The 18,335-nt window shown below is 61.0% G+C and carries 13 protein-coding genes and 3 pseudogenes; 6 read left to right on the forward strand and 10 right to left on the reverse strand.

Going from position 1 to position 18,335, the window contains the following annotated elements; genetic code table 11:
* Positions 1-28: 28 nt before the first annotated feature.
* The 4 genes from ACIO0C_RS07230 to ACIO0C_RS07245 are packed head-to-tail and all read right to left on the reverse strand — an operon-like array spanning position 29 to position 3,885.
* Positions 29-1,081: an extracellular solute-binding protein gene (locus ACIO0C_RS07230; protein WP_401309640.1), complete on the reverse strand. Its 1,053-nt coding sequence runs from the start codon at positions 1,079-1,081 to the stop codon at positions 29-31.
* A gap of 17 nt (positions 1,082-1,098) precedes the next feature.
* On the reverse strand, positions 1,099-1,887 hold the full coding sequence (locus ACIO0C_RS07235) for an ABC transporter permease (RefSeq protein WP_020795454.1): 789 nt from the start codon (positions 1,885-1,887) through the stop codon (positions 1,099-1,101).
* Positions 1,884-2,801 carry an ABC transporter permease gene (locus tag ACIO0C_RS07240; RefSeq protein WP_401309643.1) on the reverse strand — a complete coding sequence of 306 codons (918 nt, stop codon included), beginning with the start codon at positions 2,799-2,801 and terminating at the stop codon, positions 1,884-1,886. The genes ACIO0C_RS07235 and ACIO0C_RS07240 overlap by 4 nt, the downstream gene beginning before the upstream one ends.
* A 1-nt stretch (position 2,802) precedes the next feature.
* Entirely contained in the window at positions 2,803-3,885 is a 1,083-nt protein-coding gene (locus tag ACIO0C_RS07245; RefSeq protein WP_401309646.1) for an ABC transporter ATP-binding protein, read from the reverse strand.
* 140 nt (positions 3,886-4,025) lie between these two features.
* On the opposite strand from ACIO0C_RS07245, the gene ACIO0C_RS07250 reads away from it, so the two are divergent.
* The 4 genes and pseudogenes from ACIO0C_RS07250 (at position 4,026) to ACIO0C_RS07265 (ending at position 11,613) form a co-directional block, all read left to right on the forward strand.
* Complete coding sequence (locus ACIO0C_RS07250; protein ID WP_020795451.1) at positions 4,026-4,715, forward strand: GntR family transcriptional regulator; 690 nt, start codon at positions 4,026-4,028, stop codon at positions 4,713-4,715.
* Between the two features lie 500 nt (positions 4,716-5,215).
* Positions 5,216-6,544: pseudogene (gene tssF / locus ACIO0C_RS07255) on the forward strand (type VI secretion system baseplate subunit TssF); the annotation flags it as partial.
* A gap of 261 nt (positions 6,545-6,805) precedes the next feature.
* Positions 6,806-8,917, forward strand: a complete 2,112-nt coding sequence (locus tag ACIO0C_RS07260; protein WP_401309650.1) for an ATP-binding protein — start codon at positions 6,806-6,808, stop codon at positions 8,915-8,917.
* Between the two features lie 50 nt (positions 8,918-8,967).
* On the forward strand, positions 8,968-11,613 hold the full coding sequence (locus tag ACIO0C_RS07265; protein WP_401309652.1) for an excinuclease ABC subunit A: 2,646 nt from the start codon (positions 8,968-8,970) through the stop codon (positions 11,611-11,613).
* An 85-nt stretch (positions 11,614-11,698) separates the two neighbouring features.
* On the opposite strand, the gene ACIO0C_RS07270 is transcribed toward ACIO0C_RS07265, so the two are convergent.
* The 4 genes and pseudogenes from ACIO0C_RS07270 to ACIO0C_RS07285 all read right to left on the reverse strand — a co-directional run bounded on the left by ACIO0C_RS07270 (position 11,699) and on the right by ACIO0C_RS07285 (position 15,220).
* Positions 11,699-13,642 carry a response regulator gene (locus ACIO0C_RS07270; protein WP_401309655.1) on the reverse strand — a complete coding sequence of 648 codons (1,944 nt, stop codon included), beginning with the start codon at positions 13,640-13,642 and terminating at the stop codon, positions 11,699-11,701.
* Positions 13,632-14,397: pseudogene (locus ACIO0C_RS07275) on the reverse strand (sensor histidine kinase); the annotation flags it as partial. The gene ACIO0C_RS07270 and the pseudogene ACIO0C_RS07275, both read right to left, overlap by 11 nt.
* A pseudogene (locus ACIO0C_RS07280) lies at positions 14,390-14,638 on the reverse strand (ATP-binding protein); the annotation flags it as partial. The pseudogenes ACIO0C_RS07275 and ACIO0C_RS07280, both read right to left, overlap by 8 nt.
* A gap of 60 nt (positions 14,639-14,698) precedes the next feature.
* Positions 14,699-15,220, reverse strand: coding sequence for a DUF4142 domain-containing protein (locus tag ACIO0C_RS07285; RefSeq protein ID WP_401309658.1), 522 nt, complete (start codon positions 15,218-15,220; stop codon positions 14,699-14,701).
* Between the two features lie 217 nt (positions 15,221-15,437).
* Here ACIO0C_RS07285 and ACIO0C_RS07290 point away from each other — a divergent pair, with 217 nt between their 5' ends.
* The gene (locus tag ACIO0C_RS07290) at positions 15,438-15,671 is read left to right on the forward strand and encodes a DUF465 domain-containing protein (RefSeq protein WP_008059225.1); all 234 of its coding nucleotides are present in this window, start codon (positions 15,438-15,440) and stop codon (positions 15,669-15,671) included.
* A 110-nt stretch (positions 15,672-15,781) separates the two neighbouring features.
* Positions 15,782-16,009 carry a hypothetical protein gene (locus tag ACIO0C_RS07295; RefSeq protein WP_401309661.1) on the forward strand — a complete coding sequence of 76 codons (228 nt, stop codon included), beginning with the start codon at positions 15,782-15,784 and terminating at the stop codon, positions 16,007-16,009.
* 82 nt (positions 16,010-16,091) lie between these two features.
* Here ACIO0C_RS07295 and ACIO0C_RS07300 read toward each other — a convergent pair whose 3' ends face one another.
* Positions 16,092-17,177, reverse strand: a complete 1,086-nt coding sequence (locus tag ACIO0C_RS07300; RefSeq protein ID WP_401309664.1) for an SMP-30/gluconolactonase/LRE family protein — start codon at positions 17,175-17,177, stop codon at positions 16,092-16,094.
* The gene (locus tag ACIO0C_RS07305; protein ID WP_401309667.1) at positions 17,174-18,325 is read right to left on the reverse strand and encodes an SRPBCC family protein; all 1,152 of its coding nucleotides are present in this window, start codon (positions 18,323-18,325) and stop codon (positions 17,174-17,176) included. The genes ACIO0C_RS07300 and ACIO0C_RS07305 overlap by 4 nt, the downstream gene beginning before the upstream one ends.
* Positions 18,326-18,335 lie beyond the last annotated feature (10 nt).

An 18,335-nucleotide genomic window follows, 5' to 3' on the forward strand; every position in this document is an offset into this window, starting at 1 on the left:
CCAGCGATGGCCGCGACTCGGTCTCGGATCAGCCCTTGAGCTTCGCCCAAATGCGGTCCTGCAGCTCACGCGCCTTGTTGCTGCATTCCTTCTCCGGGCGCAGACGCGAGGCGAATTCGTCGGGCATGTTGATGGCGTCCATGACTCGCCACTTGGCGTCGATCAGCTTGTCGCTCTGGATGCCGTTGGCGTAGGCAATGGCGTTGGACACGGCGGCGGCGTTTTCCGGCTTCATCATCCAGTCGATGAAGATCTTCGCGTTGCCGGGGTGCGGTGCGCTTTTCGGCACGGCGAAGTTGTCCTGGAACATCGCCAGGCCTTCTTTCGGATACACGTACTTGATGGTGCTCTTCTGCAGGGTGGCCCGGGCAGTGGAACCGTTCCAGTTCTGCATCATGATCACCTCGCCGGAAGCCATGCGGTCGACGGTGTTGTCCGAGCTGTACATCTTCAGGAAGGGCTTCTGTTTTTGCAGCAGTTCGAGAATGCGCTTGGCGTCCTGCGGGTTTTCCGTGCATTCGTCGACGTTCAGGTAATGGCTGGCGGCGTTGATCACGCTGCTGGAGGTGTCGAGGGCGGCCAGTTGCCCTTGCAGTTCCTTGCGTGGTTCGAAGAACTCTTTCCACGAATCGTCCAGCTTGCCGCCAGGCACCCGCGCGCTGTCATAGGAGAACCCGGTGCTGCCCCACAGGTACGGAGCCGAGAATTTGCGGCCGGGGTCGAAGCTTGGGTCGCGGAACGCCGGCTTGACGTACTTGAAGTTGGGCAGGGTCGAGGCGTCGATTTGCAGCAGCAGGTCCTGGTTGATCAAGGTGCGCATGATCGACTGCGACGGCACGATCACGTCGTACGCCGCGCCACCGGCCTGCAATTTGGCCAGCAGGGTTTCGTTGCTGTCGTAGCCGTCCATGGTGACCTTGATCCCGGTCTCCTTTTCGAACTTGGCCAGCAGGTCGACCGGGTAGTAATCGGTCCAGTTGTAGAAGAACAGTTCCTTGGGCTCGGCGGCCTGGACGCTGAACGCGGTGAAGCAGCTCAGGGCCAGACTGGCAACGGCGAAACGCAGGCTTTTCACTTTCATGGACGAATACTCCAGGCTCATTGTTGTTTGCCGCGCTGTCCCAGCCAGAAGGCCAGCACCACCAGCACGATGGAAATCACCAGCATCAGGGTCGAGATCGCGTTGATCTCCGGCGTCACGCCGGCCTTGATCGCGGAGAAGATGTACACCGGCAAGGTGGTCGAACCGGGGCCGGCAACGAAGAAGGTCATGATGAAATCGTCGAGGCTGACCACGAACGCCAGCACCGACCCGGACAGCACCGCCGGCCACAACAGCGGCAGCGTCACCCGACGGAACACCTGCCACGGGTTGGCGTACAGGTCGTTCGCCGCTTCCAGCAGGCTCTTGTCCAGGTCATTGAGCCGCGCGCGAATCGGCAGGTAGGCGAAGGGAATGCAGAAGCCGATGTGCGCGACGATCACCGTCAGCAACCCCAATTTGATCCCCAGCGCCATGAACAGCAGCAGGGTGGCCACGGCGGTGACGATCTCCGGCAGGATCAGCGGCAGGTTGATCCCGCCTTCGACCATCTTCTGGCCATAGAACGGCCGGTAGGTCGCCAGTGCCGCGAGCAGCGCAATGGCCGTGGCGCAGACCGTGGCGATGCCGGCGACGATGATCGAGTTCAGCGCGGCGGTCTGGATCGACGGGTTGGCGAGGATCCGCCCGTACCAGGCGAACGAAAACTCGGTCCACACCGTCGCCGAGCGGTTGGCGTTGAAGCTGTAGGCGATCAACACGAAGATCGGCAAGTAGAGGTAGGCCAGGATCAGCAGGCTGACTTCCCGGGTCATCGGCAGCTTTTTCAGGTGCAGGGCGATCATGCGGTGGCTCCCCGACGAAGAGTTTTGGCGGCGCTGCGGCTATACAGTGCGTACAGCACCAAAGACAGCAGCAGAATCCCCAGCAGCAGGAACGACAACGAACTGCCCAGGGGCCAGTTGCGCGCGGTGCCGAACTGCTGCTGGATCAGGTTGCCGATCATCAGGGTCTTGCCGCCACCGAGAATCGCCGGGGTGATAAAGGCACCCAGGCTCGGCACGAACACCAGCAGGGAGCCGGCGATCACCCCCGGCATCGACAGCGGCAGGATGATTCGCTTGAGCGCGTGCCAGCGATTGGCGCCCAGGTCATAGGCGGCTTCCACCAAACGCCAGTCGAGTTTTTCCAGGGTCGAGTAGATCGGCAGGATCATGAACGGCAGGAAGCTGTAGACCAGCCCGACGCTGACCGCGAAGTCGTTGTAGAGCAGGGTGATGCCGCCGGCACTGGGGAACAGCGCGTTGAGGCTCTGGGCGACCCAGCCCTGTTCGCGCAGGATGATCAGCCAGGCATAGTTGCGGATCAGCAGGTTGGTCCAGAACGGGATGGTGATCAGCAACACCATCAGGTTGCGCCGGCGCGGTGTCAGGCTCGACATCCACAGCGCCACCGGAAAGCCGAACAGGAAACACAACACCGTGGTGCCACCGGCCTGGAACACCGAGCGCAACAGCGCCTGGGCGTAGACCCAGTTGAGCTCCAGCTCACCATCGAAACCTTCCTGGAAAAACAGCTGCACGTAGCTTTGCAATTGCCAGTCGGCCTGCCAGTCGACGCCGCCATAGACGTTGCGCGGTAGCAGGCTGATGTAGCCCATGATGCCCAACGGAACGGCGATCAGGGCCAGCAGGGTCAGGACCACCGGGCTGAGCAACAGCGCGCGGTTGAGGGCTGGGGAAGTGCTGCTGACGCTCATCTCAGGCCTCCATCAACAGGCAGGCGTGGGGTGGCAGGTTGACCGCCACGCGATCACCGACGCCACGGCTGCGGTTCAGGCCTTCATTGTTCTCGCGCAGCATGACCTTGATGTCGTTGTTCAGGCGGCACTGGTACAAGGTCGCGGTGCCGACGTAAAGCACGGCTTCGATCACGCCGCGCAGGTGGTGCGGTTGCGCCGGGTCCACCAGTTGCGAACGTTCCGGGCGGAATGCCAGTTGCACCTTGCCGTCGACGCCTTGAGGCAGGCAGGGGATTTCCACCGGCATGCCGTTGGGCACGAACAGGTTTTCATTGTGCTGTCCGCGCTTGAGGTGGCCGGGCAGGAAGTTGATATCGCCAATGAACTGCGCGACGAACTGATGCTGCGGCCGTTCGTAAATGTCGTTGGGCGTGCCGATCTGCAGGATCTTGCCGGCGGACATCACCGCAATGCGATCGGACAGGGTCAGGGCTTCTTCCTGGTCGTGGGTGACGAAAATGAAGGTGATCCCGGCTTCCTTCTGCACGCGCTTGAGTTCGACCTGCATTTCCTTGCGCAGCTTGAGGTCCAGCGCCGACAGCGGCTCGTCCAGCAACAGCACTTTGGGTTTCGGCGCCAGGGCCCGTGCCAGAGCCACCCGTTGCTGCTGGCCGCCGGACAGTTCGGCGGGTTTACGCTTGGCCAGGTGCTGCATTTGCACCAGCGCCAGCATTTCATCGACCCGCTGCGCGATCAGCGTGCGATCAAGACCCTGCATCTCGAGGCCGAAGGCGATATTCTGCGCAACACTCATGTGCGGAAACAGCGCGTAACTTTGGAACACAGTGTTGACCCGGCGCTTGAACGGCGGCAGATCGTTGACCGGTTCACCGGCGAGGCGAATTTCACCCTCGCTGACATGCTCGAAGCCAGCGATGGTGCGTAGCAGGGTGGTTTTACCGCAGCCGGAGGGGCCGAGCAGGGTGAAGAACTCGTTATCGGCAATGTCCACCGATACGTTGTCGAGGGCCGGTGCCAATCCGGGATCGTCGGAATAGCGCTTGGAAACGTTTCGCACTTCAATTGCAACTGGATGACCCATAATGGTGCATTCCTCTAATTATTGTATGCAAAATCTGGATGCAATTTAGAAATACCCGGATTAACCTGCTCGTGCAACCCCCTTTTTCAAGGCTGTTGGTTCGCCTGGGGCTGGTTGCACAGCACTGAAGGAGTCTTCGAATGGCGGAAAAGAAACTGGAAACCACGGTGGACCGTGTCTACCAAGGGGTTTACGAGGCGATCAGCAAACGCTCGCTGCGTCCCGGCATGAAGCTGGGCGAGGCTTCGTTGGCCGAACTTTTCAACGTCAGCCGCACGTCAGTTCGTGCCGCGCTCAAGCAATTGGAAGCCGATGGACTGGTCACCACCGAGCCCAATAAAGGTGCGTCGGTGTCGCTGCCGAGCGACGAAGAGATCCGTTCGTTGTTCGAAACCCGGCGCCTGGTCGAGATCGGCATCGTCAGCGAATTGTGTCGCCGGCGCGATACGGCGGTGACCCGGGATCTGCGCGATCACTTGCTGCTTGAGGATGAAGCGCATCGCAACGGTGACCACGAACGGTTGATCCACCTGCTCGGCGAGTTCCACATCAAACTGGCCCGCAGCCTGAACAACCCGGTGTTGCTCGATTGGTTCCAGAAGCTGATCTCCCGGGCCTCGCTGTACGCCGCCGCGCTCGATGACGACAGCCACGAAGCCTGCCGCGACGACGAACACTTGCGTTTGATCGAGTACATCGAGGCGGGCAATCAGAGCGCGGCGATCGAGCTGACGTGTATCCATTTGAATGGCATCGAGAAGGCGATTCTTGATGTGGCAGCGACCTTGAAAAGTAGCTACAACCCGCTCAAGCACCTGATCGAGGTCTAATGTTCCCACGCCCCCTGTAGGATCTGCCGCAGGCTGCGATCTTTTGACTTTGATTTTTCAAGATCAAAAGATCGCAGCCAAGTTGCTCTATTCAGGCGGATCAATCCGCAGCTGTGCGCACGTTAGCAGACCGGTAACCTTCCAAACCCGGCGCATCCGAAGACGCCATGCGCACAACTACCATCAAGTGCAGACGAACGACAAGACGGCGGATTCTGGCGTAACCGTAGGCAACGACGCAAGGCGCTGTGGCTTTCGGGAAGTAACCTGAGGGGCTTTTAAACACGCTGCAAATGGCTCGCAAAAGCGCTGCCAATAAAGGCCGGAAAACCCTCGCTCCAAACGCTTAAATGCTCTGGGATAACGCCACGCGCCTCCCTTCCCGAAACCCGTAAAAAAACCTACAGATCAGACGCGCAGCCATCTCGGACCCATCCTACGCCGTGGATCGGAAGCGTCCTATCTCAACCTTTATCAGATTCCTGAAAGCTGTCGGGTGCTTGGCCCATGAGCCGGACGGGCGTTCAGTGCTGCGACTGCGTTTCGCCCGCGGGGCGATGAGCGCCTGGAGTGAGATGGACCTGAGTCGCCTGCCGCTGTATCTCAATGCCGACGCACCGCTGGCCAGTGCGCTGCACCAGGCACTGACCCTGAACGCTCAAGCCTTGTATGTACGCCTGCCTGAGCAGGCGGGCCGCACTCTGCTGGAGGGGTATTTTTCGCCCAAGGGGTTCGCCGAAGACGATCGATTATGGCCCAAGGGCGACAGCGCCTTCAGCGGCTATCAGCTGTTGCTGGAGTATTTCACCTTCCGCGAGAAGTTCATGTTCGTCACCCTGTGTGGGCTGGAGCATTTGAGTATCAAACCGGGCGATCTCTGGTTCGAACTGGATGTGGTGTTAATCGAGCCGTGGCCGCAAGCATTCAACCTGGCCAACGGGCACATTCGCTTGCATGCGGTGCCGGTGATCAATGCGTTCACACTGGAGTCCGACCCGCTGGCGCTGCAGCCGCTACAAACCGACTACTTGCTGCGCCCCATGCGTTTGCAGGACGGTCATACCGAAATCTATTCGGTGGATCAGGTCACTACGTCGAGTAATGGCGAGCGCCGGGACTACATACCGTTCAGCAGCTTTCGCCACAAGGGGGGCATGTTGCGGGATGAGGTGCCCGAGCGTTATTTCCATACCCGCTTGAAACGAGGCGCCAATGGCCTGCATGACACCTGGCTGATCCTCGGCGGCGACGGTTTTGACAAGGACCGGCTAGACGTGAACCAAAGCCTTTCGCTACGCCTGACCGGCACCCATGGTCAGCTTCCGCGCAAAGCATTGCAAGGCACGCTGCTCGACACGCCGGCACAAACCTCAAAGATCGCTTTGCGGGTGCGCAATCTGTGCGCGCCGACCTTGCCGTGCTATCCGCCGAACCGTGACCGTTTCCACTGGCGAGTGCTCAGCCACCTTGGCTCGAACTTCCTGCCGATGCTCGACAACGCCGAAGTACTGCGCGGCACGCTGGCGCTGTATGACTGGACGGACGACGAACTGAACCGGCGGCGCCTGGCGGCCATCGTTGAGGTCAGGCACCACCTCCTGCAGCGTTTTGAAAAAGGCTTTTTGCTGCGCGGCGTCGACATCGAAGTCACGCTCGATGCCAACGGTTTTTCCGGCGAGGGTGACATCAGCCTGTTCGGCGAGATGCTCAATCGCTTCTTCGGTTTGTACGCCGACATCCACCTGTTCAACCGGCTCACGCTGATCCTTCAACCTTCCGGGAAGTGCCTGCGATGGGCCGAGAATCACAGTCAGCGTATCCCCGGCTGAAAGCCCGCAATTGCTCCAGGCAATGGAGGGACCCGGTACTGGGTGGCGAGCAGCGCCACCTGGCAGGAAGCGGAACACGATACGATCAACACCGACTGGGCCGCTACCAGGGCCTGAAAAGCAACGCTGACGAGAGTTTTGCCAGCCACAGATTGCGGTCGTTGCAGATGGACCGCGAGAATCAGCTACCCTCTATGAAACCATTGCCATCCGCGATGCTCGAAACATACGGGTGCAATTACCGGGGCGCAGAGCCAGTCGATGCAGTTTCTAGAGGATAACCACGGGTGTGCCGGCTGGAACGGCGAAATGGCCGGGCGCATTCGTGCGTTCGACTGGAGCCGGACCGAGTTAGGGCGCCTCGATTCCTGGCCTCAAAGCCTGATCAGCGCGGTGCAGTTGATGCTCGCCTCGCCATTGCCGATGGTGATGCTGTGGGGGCGACCCGGCTACATGATCTACAACGACGCCTATTCGAAATTTGCCGGCGGGCGCCACCCCTATCTTTTGGGTTCTCCGGTGGAACTGGGCTGGCCCGAAGTCGCCGAATTCAATCGGCATGTGGTCGATACCTGCCTGGCCGGCGGCACCTTGTCCTACCGCGGTAAAGAGTTGGTGCTGCTCAGGGATGGGGTCCCGGAGGATGTCTGGCTGGACCTTTATTACAGCCCGGTGGCTGACGATGAGGGCAGGCCGGCCGGAGTCATGGCGATGGTCGTCGATACGACGGAGCATGTGATTTCCGAACGCCGTCGTCGGGCTGCCGAAGATGCTTATCGCGCCGATAACGAGCGGGTTCGCCTGGCACTGAATGCCGGCGCCTTGCTCGGTTCGTTCGTCTGGGACATCAAGGCCAATGTGCTCAGCGGCGATGAGCGTTTTGCCCGTACCTTTTGCTACCCGATCGAGCAAGACCTGGCCGACCTGCCTTCGGAGATCGCCGAGGCACGGATTCACCCCGACGACCTGAACTGGCTGCAGGAACAGGTGCGGCAATCGGTGACAACCGGCGAGCCCTTCAATGCCGAATATCGGGTGCTGCGCACCGACGGCAGCTACCGTTGGGTGCTCGGCAGTGGCTGCTGCGAGTTTAACCCGCAGGGCGAACCGTTTCGGTTCCCCGGGGTGTTGATCGACATCCATGAACGCAAGAGCGCCGAAGAATCCTTGCTCAAGTTCACCCGCAACCTGGAGCAGCGAGTCGCCGACGAAGTCGAAGCGCGGCTGGCGGCGGAAGAGCAATTGCGTCAGTCACAGAAACTCGAGGCCATTGGTGGCCTGACGGGTGGCGTGGCCCATGACTTCAATAACCTGTTGCAAGTGATCGCCGGCAATCTGCACCTGCTGGCCCGGCATGAGCCGCAGAACGCCAATGTGCAGCGCCGGGTGTCGGCGTCGATTGCCGCCGTCGAGCGGGGGGCAAAATTGTCTGCGCAACTGCTCGCGTTTGCCCGTCGCCAGCCGTTGTCCCCGGCAATCTGCACGCCGCAGCAGATTTTCGACGGTCTGGGTGAGCTGTTGCAGCGGGCGCTGGGGGAAACCATCCACGTCCATATGCGCGCGCCCGCCGACTCCTGGCAGGTCTTCGTCGATCGCAATCAACTGGAAAACGCCATCCTCAACCTGGCGATCAATGCCCGTGATGCCATGAAGGGCGAGGGGACTATCAACCTGAGCGCCGAGAACATCTGCCTTGATCAAGGGTTTTGCGCCGGCAAGGGCATCGACGCTGGCGATTATGTGCGGGTGTCCGTGGCCGACAGCGGTGCAGGCATGGCGCCGCAGGTGCTCGCCCAGGCATTTGAACCGTTCTTCACCACCAAGCCCGACGGCCAGGGCACGGGACTGGGCTTGAGCATGGTGTTCGGTTTCGTCAAGCAGAGTGGCGGGCATATCGAGATGTCCAGCGCCGTTGGACAGGGTACCCGGGTACAGATGTATTTTCCGCGCAGCCTGCGCGAGGTTGACACTGAAACACCCCGTTGCGAGGTGCAACAACGGGGCGCGAATGAGCGGATCCTGGTGGTCGAGGACAATGAGGCGGTGCGCGTTTCAACCGTGGAGTTGCTGCGCGAAGAGGGCTATCAGGTGCTCACCGCCGCCAATGCCGACCTTGCCATGCAGATGTTGCTGGAGGGGGCGGCGGTGGACCTGATCTTCACCGACGTGGTCATGCCTGGCCTGATAAAAAGCTCGGACCTGGCGGCCTGGGCCAAGGTCCAGAATCCCCCGGTGGCGGTGTTGTTCACCTCGGGCCACACCCGTGACATTATCTCGCGCAACCATCAGCTGAACCCGGATACGCATTTGCTGAGCAAACCCTATGGGCCGCAGGCGCTGACCCGGATGATTCGCACGGTTCTCAACGGCTGAACGCCCCCACACTAATCATTCTTTTCAGATCCTTAATCAAGGCTGGCCTCATGACCTCCACTCGCACCCCCAACCCTCCCTCAGGCATGGTCAGGGTGCGCGGTGCCCGGGAGCACAACCTCAAGAACGTCGATGTCGACATTCCCCGCGATGCCCTGGTGGTGTTCACCGGGGTGTCCGGTTCAGGAAAATCGTCTCTGGCGTTTTCGACGTTGTACGCCGAAGCACAGCGCCGCTATTTCGAATCCGTGGCGCCTTATGCGCGACGCTTGATCGATCAGGTGGGCGTGCCGGATGTCGATTCCATCGAAGGCTTGCCGCCCGCGGTGGCCTTGCAGCAACAACGGGGCACGCCAAGCACGCGTTCCTCGGTGGGCAGCGTGACGACCTTGTCGAGCCTGATCCGCATGTTGTATTCGCGCGCCGGCAGTTACCCGGCGGGGCAGCCGATGCTCTACGCCGAAGACTTCTCCCCCAACACACCCCAGGGCGCGTGCCCGCAATGCCATGGCTTGGGCCGGGTGTACGAGGTCACCGAGGCGTTAATGGTTCCAGACCCGAGCCTGACCATTCGCCAGCGTGCCGTCGCCTCCTGGCCGATGGCCTGGCAAGGCCAGAACCTGCGGGACATCCTGGTGACCCTGGGCTATGACGTCGATGTGCCCTGGCGTGACCTGCCAAAAAAACAGCGGGACTGGATTCTCTTCACCGAAGAAACCCCGACGGTACCGGTCTACGCCGGGCTCACCCCGCAAGAAACCCGGGTCGCCCTCAAGCGCAAGATGGAACCGAGTTACCAGGGCACCTTCACCGGCGCACGGCGCTACATCCTGCACACCTTCACCCATTCGCAAAGTGCGCTGATGAAGAAGCGCGTCTCGCGCTTCATGCTCGGCAGCCCTTGCCCGTTGTGCGAAGGCAAGCGCCTCAAACACCAGGCTTTGTCGGTGACCTTCGCCGGCTACGACATCGGCGAACTGTCGCAGATGCCATTGCTGCAAGTCGCCGAAGTCCTCAAGCCGGTAGCGGCCCGGCAGTATCTTGACGAAGGGGAAGAGGGCGGTGAGGCGGGTGAGGTATTGACCCACCTGCAGACCCGTCAGGCCCGTGAGCAGCGCGTGGCCCACGGCGCCAGTGGTCACGCCAACGCCCCCGATGTGCGCCACACGCCCAATCTCTCGGTGGAAAAACGCCTCGCCGCGCAACGCATTGCCCAGGACTTGCTGGAGCGGGTCAGCACCTTGACCGACCTGGGCCTGGGTTACCTGGCCCTGGAGCGCAGTACGCCGACGCTGTCGTCCGGCGAGTTACAACGCTTGCGCCTGGCGACGCAATTGGGCTCGCAGTTGTTCGGCGTGATCTACGTACTGGACGAACCCTCGGCCGGTTTGCACCCGGCCGATGGTGAGGCGCTGTTCGAAGCCTTGCAACGCTTGAAGGCGGCGGGCAATACCTTGTTTGTGGTCGAGCATGACCTGGAAACCATGCGCCGCGCCGATTGGTTGATCGATGTTGGCCCGGCGGCGGGCGAGCATGGCGGTCGGGTGCTGTACAGCGGTGCACCGGCGGGGTTGGCAGAAGTGAGGGATTCGCAGACTCGCCCCTACCTGTTCTCCGAGCACGTCAGTCAACCCCGTCGCGCGCGCAAGGCCAGCGACTGGTTGCGCCTGGAAGCTGTCACGCGCAACAACCTGGACAACCTCAGTGTCGAGTTTCCGTTGGGCTGTTTTACGGCGGTGACCGGCGTGTCGGGTTCGGGTAAATCCAGCCTGGTCAGCCAGGCATTGCTGGAACTGGTCGGCGCGCAACTCGGGCGCCCGGGCGTCGACAGTGAATCACTGGAGGAGCTGAGCCTGGAAGATGATGCACCGACCGTCGTTGGCGGGCAGGTCACGGCTGGGCTGGCGTCGATCAAGCGGCTGGTGCAGGTCGATCAGAAGCCCATTGGCCGCACACCGCGCTCCAACCTCGCGACCTATACCGGGCTGTTCGACAATGTGCGCAAGCTTTATGCCGCAACGCCCCAAGCGCAGGCGGCGGGCTACGACGCCGGGCAGTTTTCCTTCAATGTCGCCAAGGGCCGCTGCCCGACCTGTGAAGGGGAAGGTTTTGTCAGCGTCGAATTGTTGTTCATGCCCAGCGTCTACGCGCCTTGCCCAACCTGTCATGGTGCACGCTACAACCCCGAGACGCTGGCGATCACCTGGCAGGGCCGGACCATCGCCCAGGTGCTGCAACTGACCGTGGACCAGGCTGTGGAGGTGTTCGCCGAACAAGTGGCGGTGCGCCGGTCCCTGGAGGTGCTGCGCGATATCGGCCTGGGTTACCTGCGCCTCGGCCAACCGGCGACCGAGCTGTCCGGAGGCGAAGCCCAGCGCATCAAGCTGGCCACCGAACTGCAACGCAACCCGCGCGGGGCGACGCTCTACGTGCTCGACGAACCCACCACGGGCCTGCACCCGCGTGATGTCGATCGCTTGCTCGAGCAGTTGAACAATCTGGTGACGGCAGGGCACACGGTGATCGTCGTCGAACATGAAATGCGCGTAGTGGCGCAGAGTGACTGGGTGATCGATATCGGACCTGGGGCCGGGGATCAGGGGGGCAAGGTTGTGGTGGCGGGTGAGCCGCAGAAAGTGGCCAAGAGCAGCAAGAGCCGGACGGCGCCGTTTCTTGCTCGAGTTCTTGGGGCGTGATGGATCAAAAGATCGCAGCCTGCGGCAGCTCCTACATGGGGCGGTGAATAAATGTGGAGCTGCCGTAGGCTGCGATCTTTTGCTTTCAGGCGCCATCGAGGCTGCGTCGTACCTTGTCCAGCAACTCATTGATCTGAAACGGCTTGATCAATATCTCCATGCCGTCCCCAAGAAACACCTGGCGGTTGATCGCGGTTTCGGCATACCCGGTCATGAACAGGATCGGCAGGTGTTTGCGCCAGCCCCGCGCGATATCGGCCAGTTCGCGGCCGCTCATGCGCGGCAGGCCGACATCGGTCAGCAACAGGTCGATGGATTCGTCGTTCTGCAGGCGTTCCAGGGCGCTTTCGATATCGCCCGCCTCGGTGCAACGGTAGCCGGCATCCACCAGCACTTCGGCCACGAACATGCGCACTGACGGCATGTCTTCGACGATCAGCACATGTTCACCGCCACCCTGGACGAGAGTCGTCGCCGATGCGACTGCGCCGGCCGAGGGGTCGGCACTGGCCGGCAACATGATGGTCACTTCGGTACCGCGTCGCGCCACGCTGCGGATGTGCGCATCGCCGCCTGACTGGCGGGCAAACCCGTAGATGGTCGACAACCCCAGCCCGGTGCCCTGGCCCAGGGGCTTGGTGGTGAAGAACGGATCGAACACCTTGTCGATGACGTTGTGTTCGATACCGGTGCCGTCGTCTCGCACCGACAAGGCGACATAGGCGCCATCGGCCAGGTTGGGGTCACCGTGGGAAAAGGCGGCATAGGTGTTGACCCAGATATTGCCCCCCTGGGGCAGGGCGTCGCGGGCATTGATCACCAGGTTGAGCACGGCGCTTTCCAGTTGGATCGGATCGACCAGGGCAATGGCCGGTTTGCTCGTCAGCTCAAGCTTGAGGGAGATGCGTTCGCCAATGGTGCGCACCAGCAACTCCTCGAGGGAGCGGATGTGCTCGTTGATGTCCACGGGCCGGGTGTCGAGTGGCTGCTGGCGGGCGAAGGCGAGTAGGCGATGGGTCAGGGAGGCGGCACTCATGGCCGAGTTCAACGCCGCTTCGGCATAGAAGGCCACCTTGTCGGTGCGCGACTCGGCAACGCGTTTCTGGATCAATTCCAGGCTGGTGATGATGCCGGTGAGCAGGTTGTTGAAATCATGGGCAATGCCTCCGGTCAGCTTGCCCAGCGCGTCCATCTTCTGCACCTGTAACAGCTGGGCTTCGGTGCGCGCGCGTTCGGCGACTTCATTGGCCAGCCGGGTCGTGGCATCGTCCAGGCGCGCCAGGTGCGAGCGTTCGCGGTGGCGGTGCTCGCTGACATCCTCGACGAACACCAGGCTCAATGCCGGTGTGCGATAAGGTGAAATCTGCCACTCGGTTTCGCGAACTTCCCCTTGCACCCGCATGCTCAAGGTGCCTTTCCAGCGTTCGCCATACGCCAGGCGCAGGCGCAGTTCTTCGATGACGGCGCACTGGTCGTCGGCGAAACACTGGCGCAGGGTATCCGGGTCGAGGTTGTCCTGGATCAGTTGGGCGAACGCATGGTTGCATTCGTGGACCTTGAGTTGTGCATCCAGCACGGCGATGGGAGCCGACACATTGACGAAAATCTCGCGAAAGCGCGCCTCGCTTTCACGCAGGGCATTCTCGGTTTCGCGAACCCGCAGCAAAGTGCGCAGGGTCGCCAACAATACATCCGGGTCCACCGGGTGGATCAGGTAAGCATCGGCACCGGCGTCCAGGCCGGTGATGATATCGCCGGTCTGGATCGACGCCGCGGACACGTGAATCACCGGGAGCAGGGCGGTAGCAGGCTCCGATCGCAGTTTGCGCACGATGTCGAAGCCACTCATGTCCGGCAGGTTGACGTCGAGGATCAAGGCGTCGATCGCCACGCTGGCGATCAACTCCAGGCCTTCGCTGCCGGTGCCGGATTCCAGCACTTCATAGCCGTGGCGTTCCAGGCGCCGACGCAAGGCGTAGCGCGTGGCCACGTTGTCATCGACGATCAGCAAGCGCAGGTCACGTTTCATCGGCAGGCTCCATGACGAAGGCCAGCGGGATGATCACGAAAAAGGTCGAGCCCACCCCCGGTGTGCTCTGTACCCCGACTTCGCCGCCCAGCAGTACCGCGAAGCGTTTGCACAGCGACAACCCGAGCCCGGTTCCACGCAGGCGTTTTTGCAGCGGGGAGTCGACCTGGGAGAAGTCTTTGAACAATGCGCCATGCAGCTGCGGGGCGATACCGATTCCGCTGTCGCTGACGGCGAAGCGCACGTAGTCGCGGTTCACCAGTTGCGCCGAGACCCGGACTTCCCCACGGGGGGGTGAACTTCAATGAATTGGAAATGAAGTTGCGCAGGATCTGCGCGAGCTTCTTGTCGTCGGTGTACAGCTGGGGAAGGCCCACCGGTTCCTCGAAGATCAGGTCCACGGCACTGGTATCGACTATCGGGCGAAACATGCCGCGCAGCGCGGCGAACAGGTCGAGCATGTCGAACCAGGCGGGTGAAATGGTAATGCGCCCGGCTTTGATCTCTGCCAGGTCCAGCAGGTCGTCGACCATGTCGCTCAGCTCCCGCGCGGCATTGCTGACGAAGGCCACCTGCTTGTGTTGCTCGCTGCTCAGTGGCCCGTCAAGTTCATCGCTCAGCAGGCTGGCGATGCTCAGGATCGAGCCCAATGGCGTGCGAAACTCATGGCTCATGCAGGAGAGGAAGCGGCTTTTGAGGTCAGAGGCCTGGCGTAGCTGTTCGGCCTGGGTATCGAGTTCGGCGTATTCAGCCATGGGCTGCCTCCAGGGCAATGACCAGCACGGTGACATCGTCTCGTCCACGACAGAAATCGCGGTGCAGGATGGCGGCAATCACGGCGGGATGGCGGTGCACCAGGCCGGGGTAATCCGCAAGGTTCCAGCGCGACTGCAGGCCATCGCTGTACATGATCAGCAATTGTCCGCTCACCTGAGCATAGTCAAAGGGCTGCGCCTTTCTAAACTGCCCGCCGACGATGCCGGGGTGGGAGGCCAGGTGGTCTGCCCAGATAAAAAGACCGCATCGATTGATGCGGTCTTTTTATTCTGATGAGGATTACTTGTCTGGATGGGCGGCTTGAAGCTTTTTCGCCATATCCAGGTGTTTTTCCAGCCCCGGCAACATTTTTTGCGCAAAGCCCTTGAGTTCGGTTGCGCCTTTGGTCCTGTCGTCGGTCACGGTATTGGCTTGTTTCTTGAACAGCTCGATGGCGTCTTCGTGAGCCTTGACCTGGTTGTTGGCATAGGCCGAATCGAAGGATTCGTCACGCATGTCGAGGATCTTTTCCTTGGCCTGTTTCACCAGCGTCGTGTTGTCCGGCAATTCAATGTCATTTTTTTTCGCGATGGCCGCCAGTTCATCGTTGGCTTTGGAGTGATCGGTGATCATCATGTTGGCGAACGCCTTGACATCGGCTGACTGGCTTTTTTCCAGGGCCAAGCGACTGGTTTCGATCTCGGCGATGCCGCCGGCGGCCGCCTTGTCGACGAAATCATTGTCGGTTGCCGCGAAGGCCGCGCCCATGCTGGTGCTCAAGGTGATGGCCAGAGTGAGTTGGCGCAGGTTGAATCTGTCCATTGGTTCTTCTCCACACGGTTGTCATGGGCGATCGAGTTGATCGTTAACCTGTGGAGGTCGCGGTGGGGCTAAAGGTTTTATCGCATTTGCGACAGGACGACGAATGGGCACCGCTGGTCTGACAGATGGTCGACAGAACCGACCAACCAAGGCCATTCTGATAATTGGCGAACGCAATCAATCGCGTTTGCTACCGATTAACAAACGGAGGTGTTCCATGCCGGTGCCCCACGACCTTTTTCAGGATCTGAAACGCACAAAGGAAGAAATCCAGAAGAAACGCGCCGAGGATCCGTTACTGGATTCACTGATCAACAAGTATTCCCAGGCGGATAAAGCTGTGGTGGAGGCAGAGGAAGCCAAATCCAGCGACGACGCGGTGACCAAGCTCAAGGCGAAACGCCTGGAGGTCAAGGACAAGATCGTCAAACAGCTCCAGTCGTCTTCCTGATGTTCCGTGATGAGCCACCGACAATCGGTGGCTGAATAATTGGAACGGCGATATTGACCGGCACCTCGAATGTTCAGAGTCCGATGATGCGGCGACAGGCGAGGTGCCCCATGGCTGATCCAAGATTTCCCAGCGAAGAACAAGGGGGCTACGACCCCATTCCGACCCATCCCGAACCCTTGAGTCCCGGCCGCACTACCGTCAATCCGGAGGACGAGCCGGGCATTGATGAACTGCCCGACAACGAAGGTGCCATCCCCATGGATCAGGACGACGGCACTGACATCGATCGGGAACGGGTGCGTGAAGAAACCGATAATGCGGTGCGCGATGTGTAGGCGCCAAGCGTGCTCGCGAAAGCGTCATCGCTATCAATGAAGATGTTGAATGACAATTCGCCTTCGCGAGCAAGCTTCGCTCCTACAAGGCGGTACTCAACGGTAATCGCGCCATGTTTTTCGCTTTCAACGAGCCAAAATACAACCAGTCCCCATACTCACGCACGGTGGTGATCGGCGAATAGCTGTCGCTGCTGCCGTCCTGCAGGTTGGCGATCACCTTGCCCTCAAGGTCCAGTCCCAGCGCGAAAGCGCGTTTTTCCACTGGCTTGGGCAGAACGCTCAGCACTCGCGCGATCATCTTGCGCACGAAAGGGTGTGGCGCGGTTTTGTCGAGCAAGACGTTGCGCGGTGCATACAGCGCCACCCAGAAACGGTCGCGGCCGTTGAAAGCCAGATTGTCCGGCAACCCTGGCAGGTTATCGATGAACAGCTCATGGGTGCCGGCTTTCGGCCCGCTCAACCAGTAGCGAGTGATGCGATACGCACCGGTTTCGTTGACCAGCACGAAGGCATCGTCCGGACCCAGGGTGACGCCATTGGCAAACTCCAGTTTGTCCAGCAGCATCGTGGTCTTGCCGGTCTGGAAGTCATAACGCAGCAAGCGTCCGTCGCCGCCGTGTTCGATGATGGCATCAACGTCCTCGCCGTAGCCGAAACGACTGGAGGCGTCACTGAAGTAGGCGTAGTGCCCGGACTTATCGATGGCCACGTCGTCGGTGAAGCCCAATGGCACGCCGTTGGCGCTGGTGGTCAAGGCCACCAGGCGACCCTGGGCGTCCAGTGACAACAAACCCTTGACGGCGTCGGCGATCACCAGCAAGCCATTGGGGTGGCGGGCCAACCCCAGGGGGCGGCCGCCGGTGTCGGTCAACATCTTGGTGTCCTGGCCGTCCAGGCTGGTGCGAATGACCCGGCCATCATGCAACCCGGTAATCAGCGCGTTGTTTTCCAGGAGCAGCGCTTCGGGGCCGTCGATGTTCTGTGCGCCGACGCGTGCCACGCCCTTGAGGCGCTGGTTGTCCGCGTACAGGCCGCTGCTCAGGGATGGCGCCGGTTGCGGTGTCCAGGCCACAGGGTCGACCTTGGTCGGCATCAATAGCAGGAAGGCGCCGAGGGCAACGATCAGCAGCAATACCCCATGGTGAAACCTGATCGGTCGGCTCACGCACGGACTCCTGACTGTGCCAGGTGTATTTGCGCGGTGTCGCGAAGCGCCAGCATCGACGCCGCCGATTCGCGATCGATCCGTCGCTTGAACAGCAATTGGTTGGCCATTCGCATTGCCCACCCGCTGAACCGATATTGCAGCGTGCGCACGAACCGCGTGCCATTACCTTCGGCGGCGCATTCGTAAGTCAGCAGCAATGACAGGCCATTGTCGCCATGGGCCCGGGCAATCCAGCGGCGTCCAGGCAGATACTCATCGACCACCCAACTCAAATGCCCGTCGCGACCTCCGGCGCGGATGTCCTCCTCGAACCGCGCGCCCGCATGCAAAGGTCCCTTCGGGCCGTTGATCCGTAGCGACGACGGATGCCACTGCGGCCAACTGGTCACGGTGCTGGCATAGGCGAGCACGGCAACGGGATTACCGGCGATGTCGATCTGATGCTGGATGCGGGTCATGGGCGTTCTCTTCAGGTACTCGATGGCCGGTTCCGGTTCTGGCTCCCAGTAGAGGGTGCCGAACAGGTAGTCCATCAACGGAAAAACGATGTTGAAATTACGTTGCTGCATCATCTCGCGGCGGTGATGCAGTTCATGCAGGCGACGCATCTGGCGGATCCACGGCAGGCGCGTAATCCGGTTATGCGGTGGCAGATGCTCGCAGGCATGGAACACTTCATAGGTCAGGTACCCCAGGACCAGGCAGCCACCCACGAGCCCGGCGACGTTGACGTCCAAGGGCTTGAGCAGCCACCACAGGGGCAGGGCGACCAGCAGCGTGTGCACCACGATCAACCAGGCCGGGAACAGAATCACCCGCCAGTCGCGAGCGCTGTCATAAGTCATTTTGCCAGGGGCGAAAAAGCTGTGATGGTCGCCAGCATGGCGGGCATAGAACATCCGCGCGAAGCTTTTTTTATGATGGCCAAGGTGGCGATGGACCATGTACACGATGAAACTGAAGAACAACAAGGACGCCGGTACTGCCAGCCATTCGAGAGGTTTTACCTGGTGCACGGTGCTCCAGAAAATGGCGATCGCCACCAGGCCGAACACCAGCACGAAGGTGCCATGCAGCCAGGGGTTATAACGGGGGTGAATGTCGCAACGGTAACGGGCGCGGAATGCTTCGGTGGTCTGCCTCACTGCAATCACC

This window comes from Pseudomonas sp. NPDC087336 (assembly GCF_044744285.1).
Lineage (GTDB): Bacteria > Pseudomonadota > Gammaproteobacteria > Pseudomonadales > Pseudomonadaceae > Aquipseudomonas.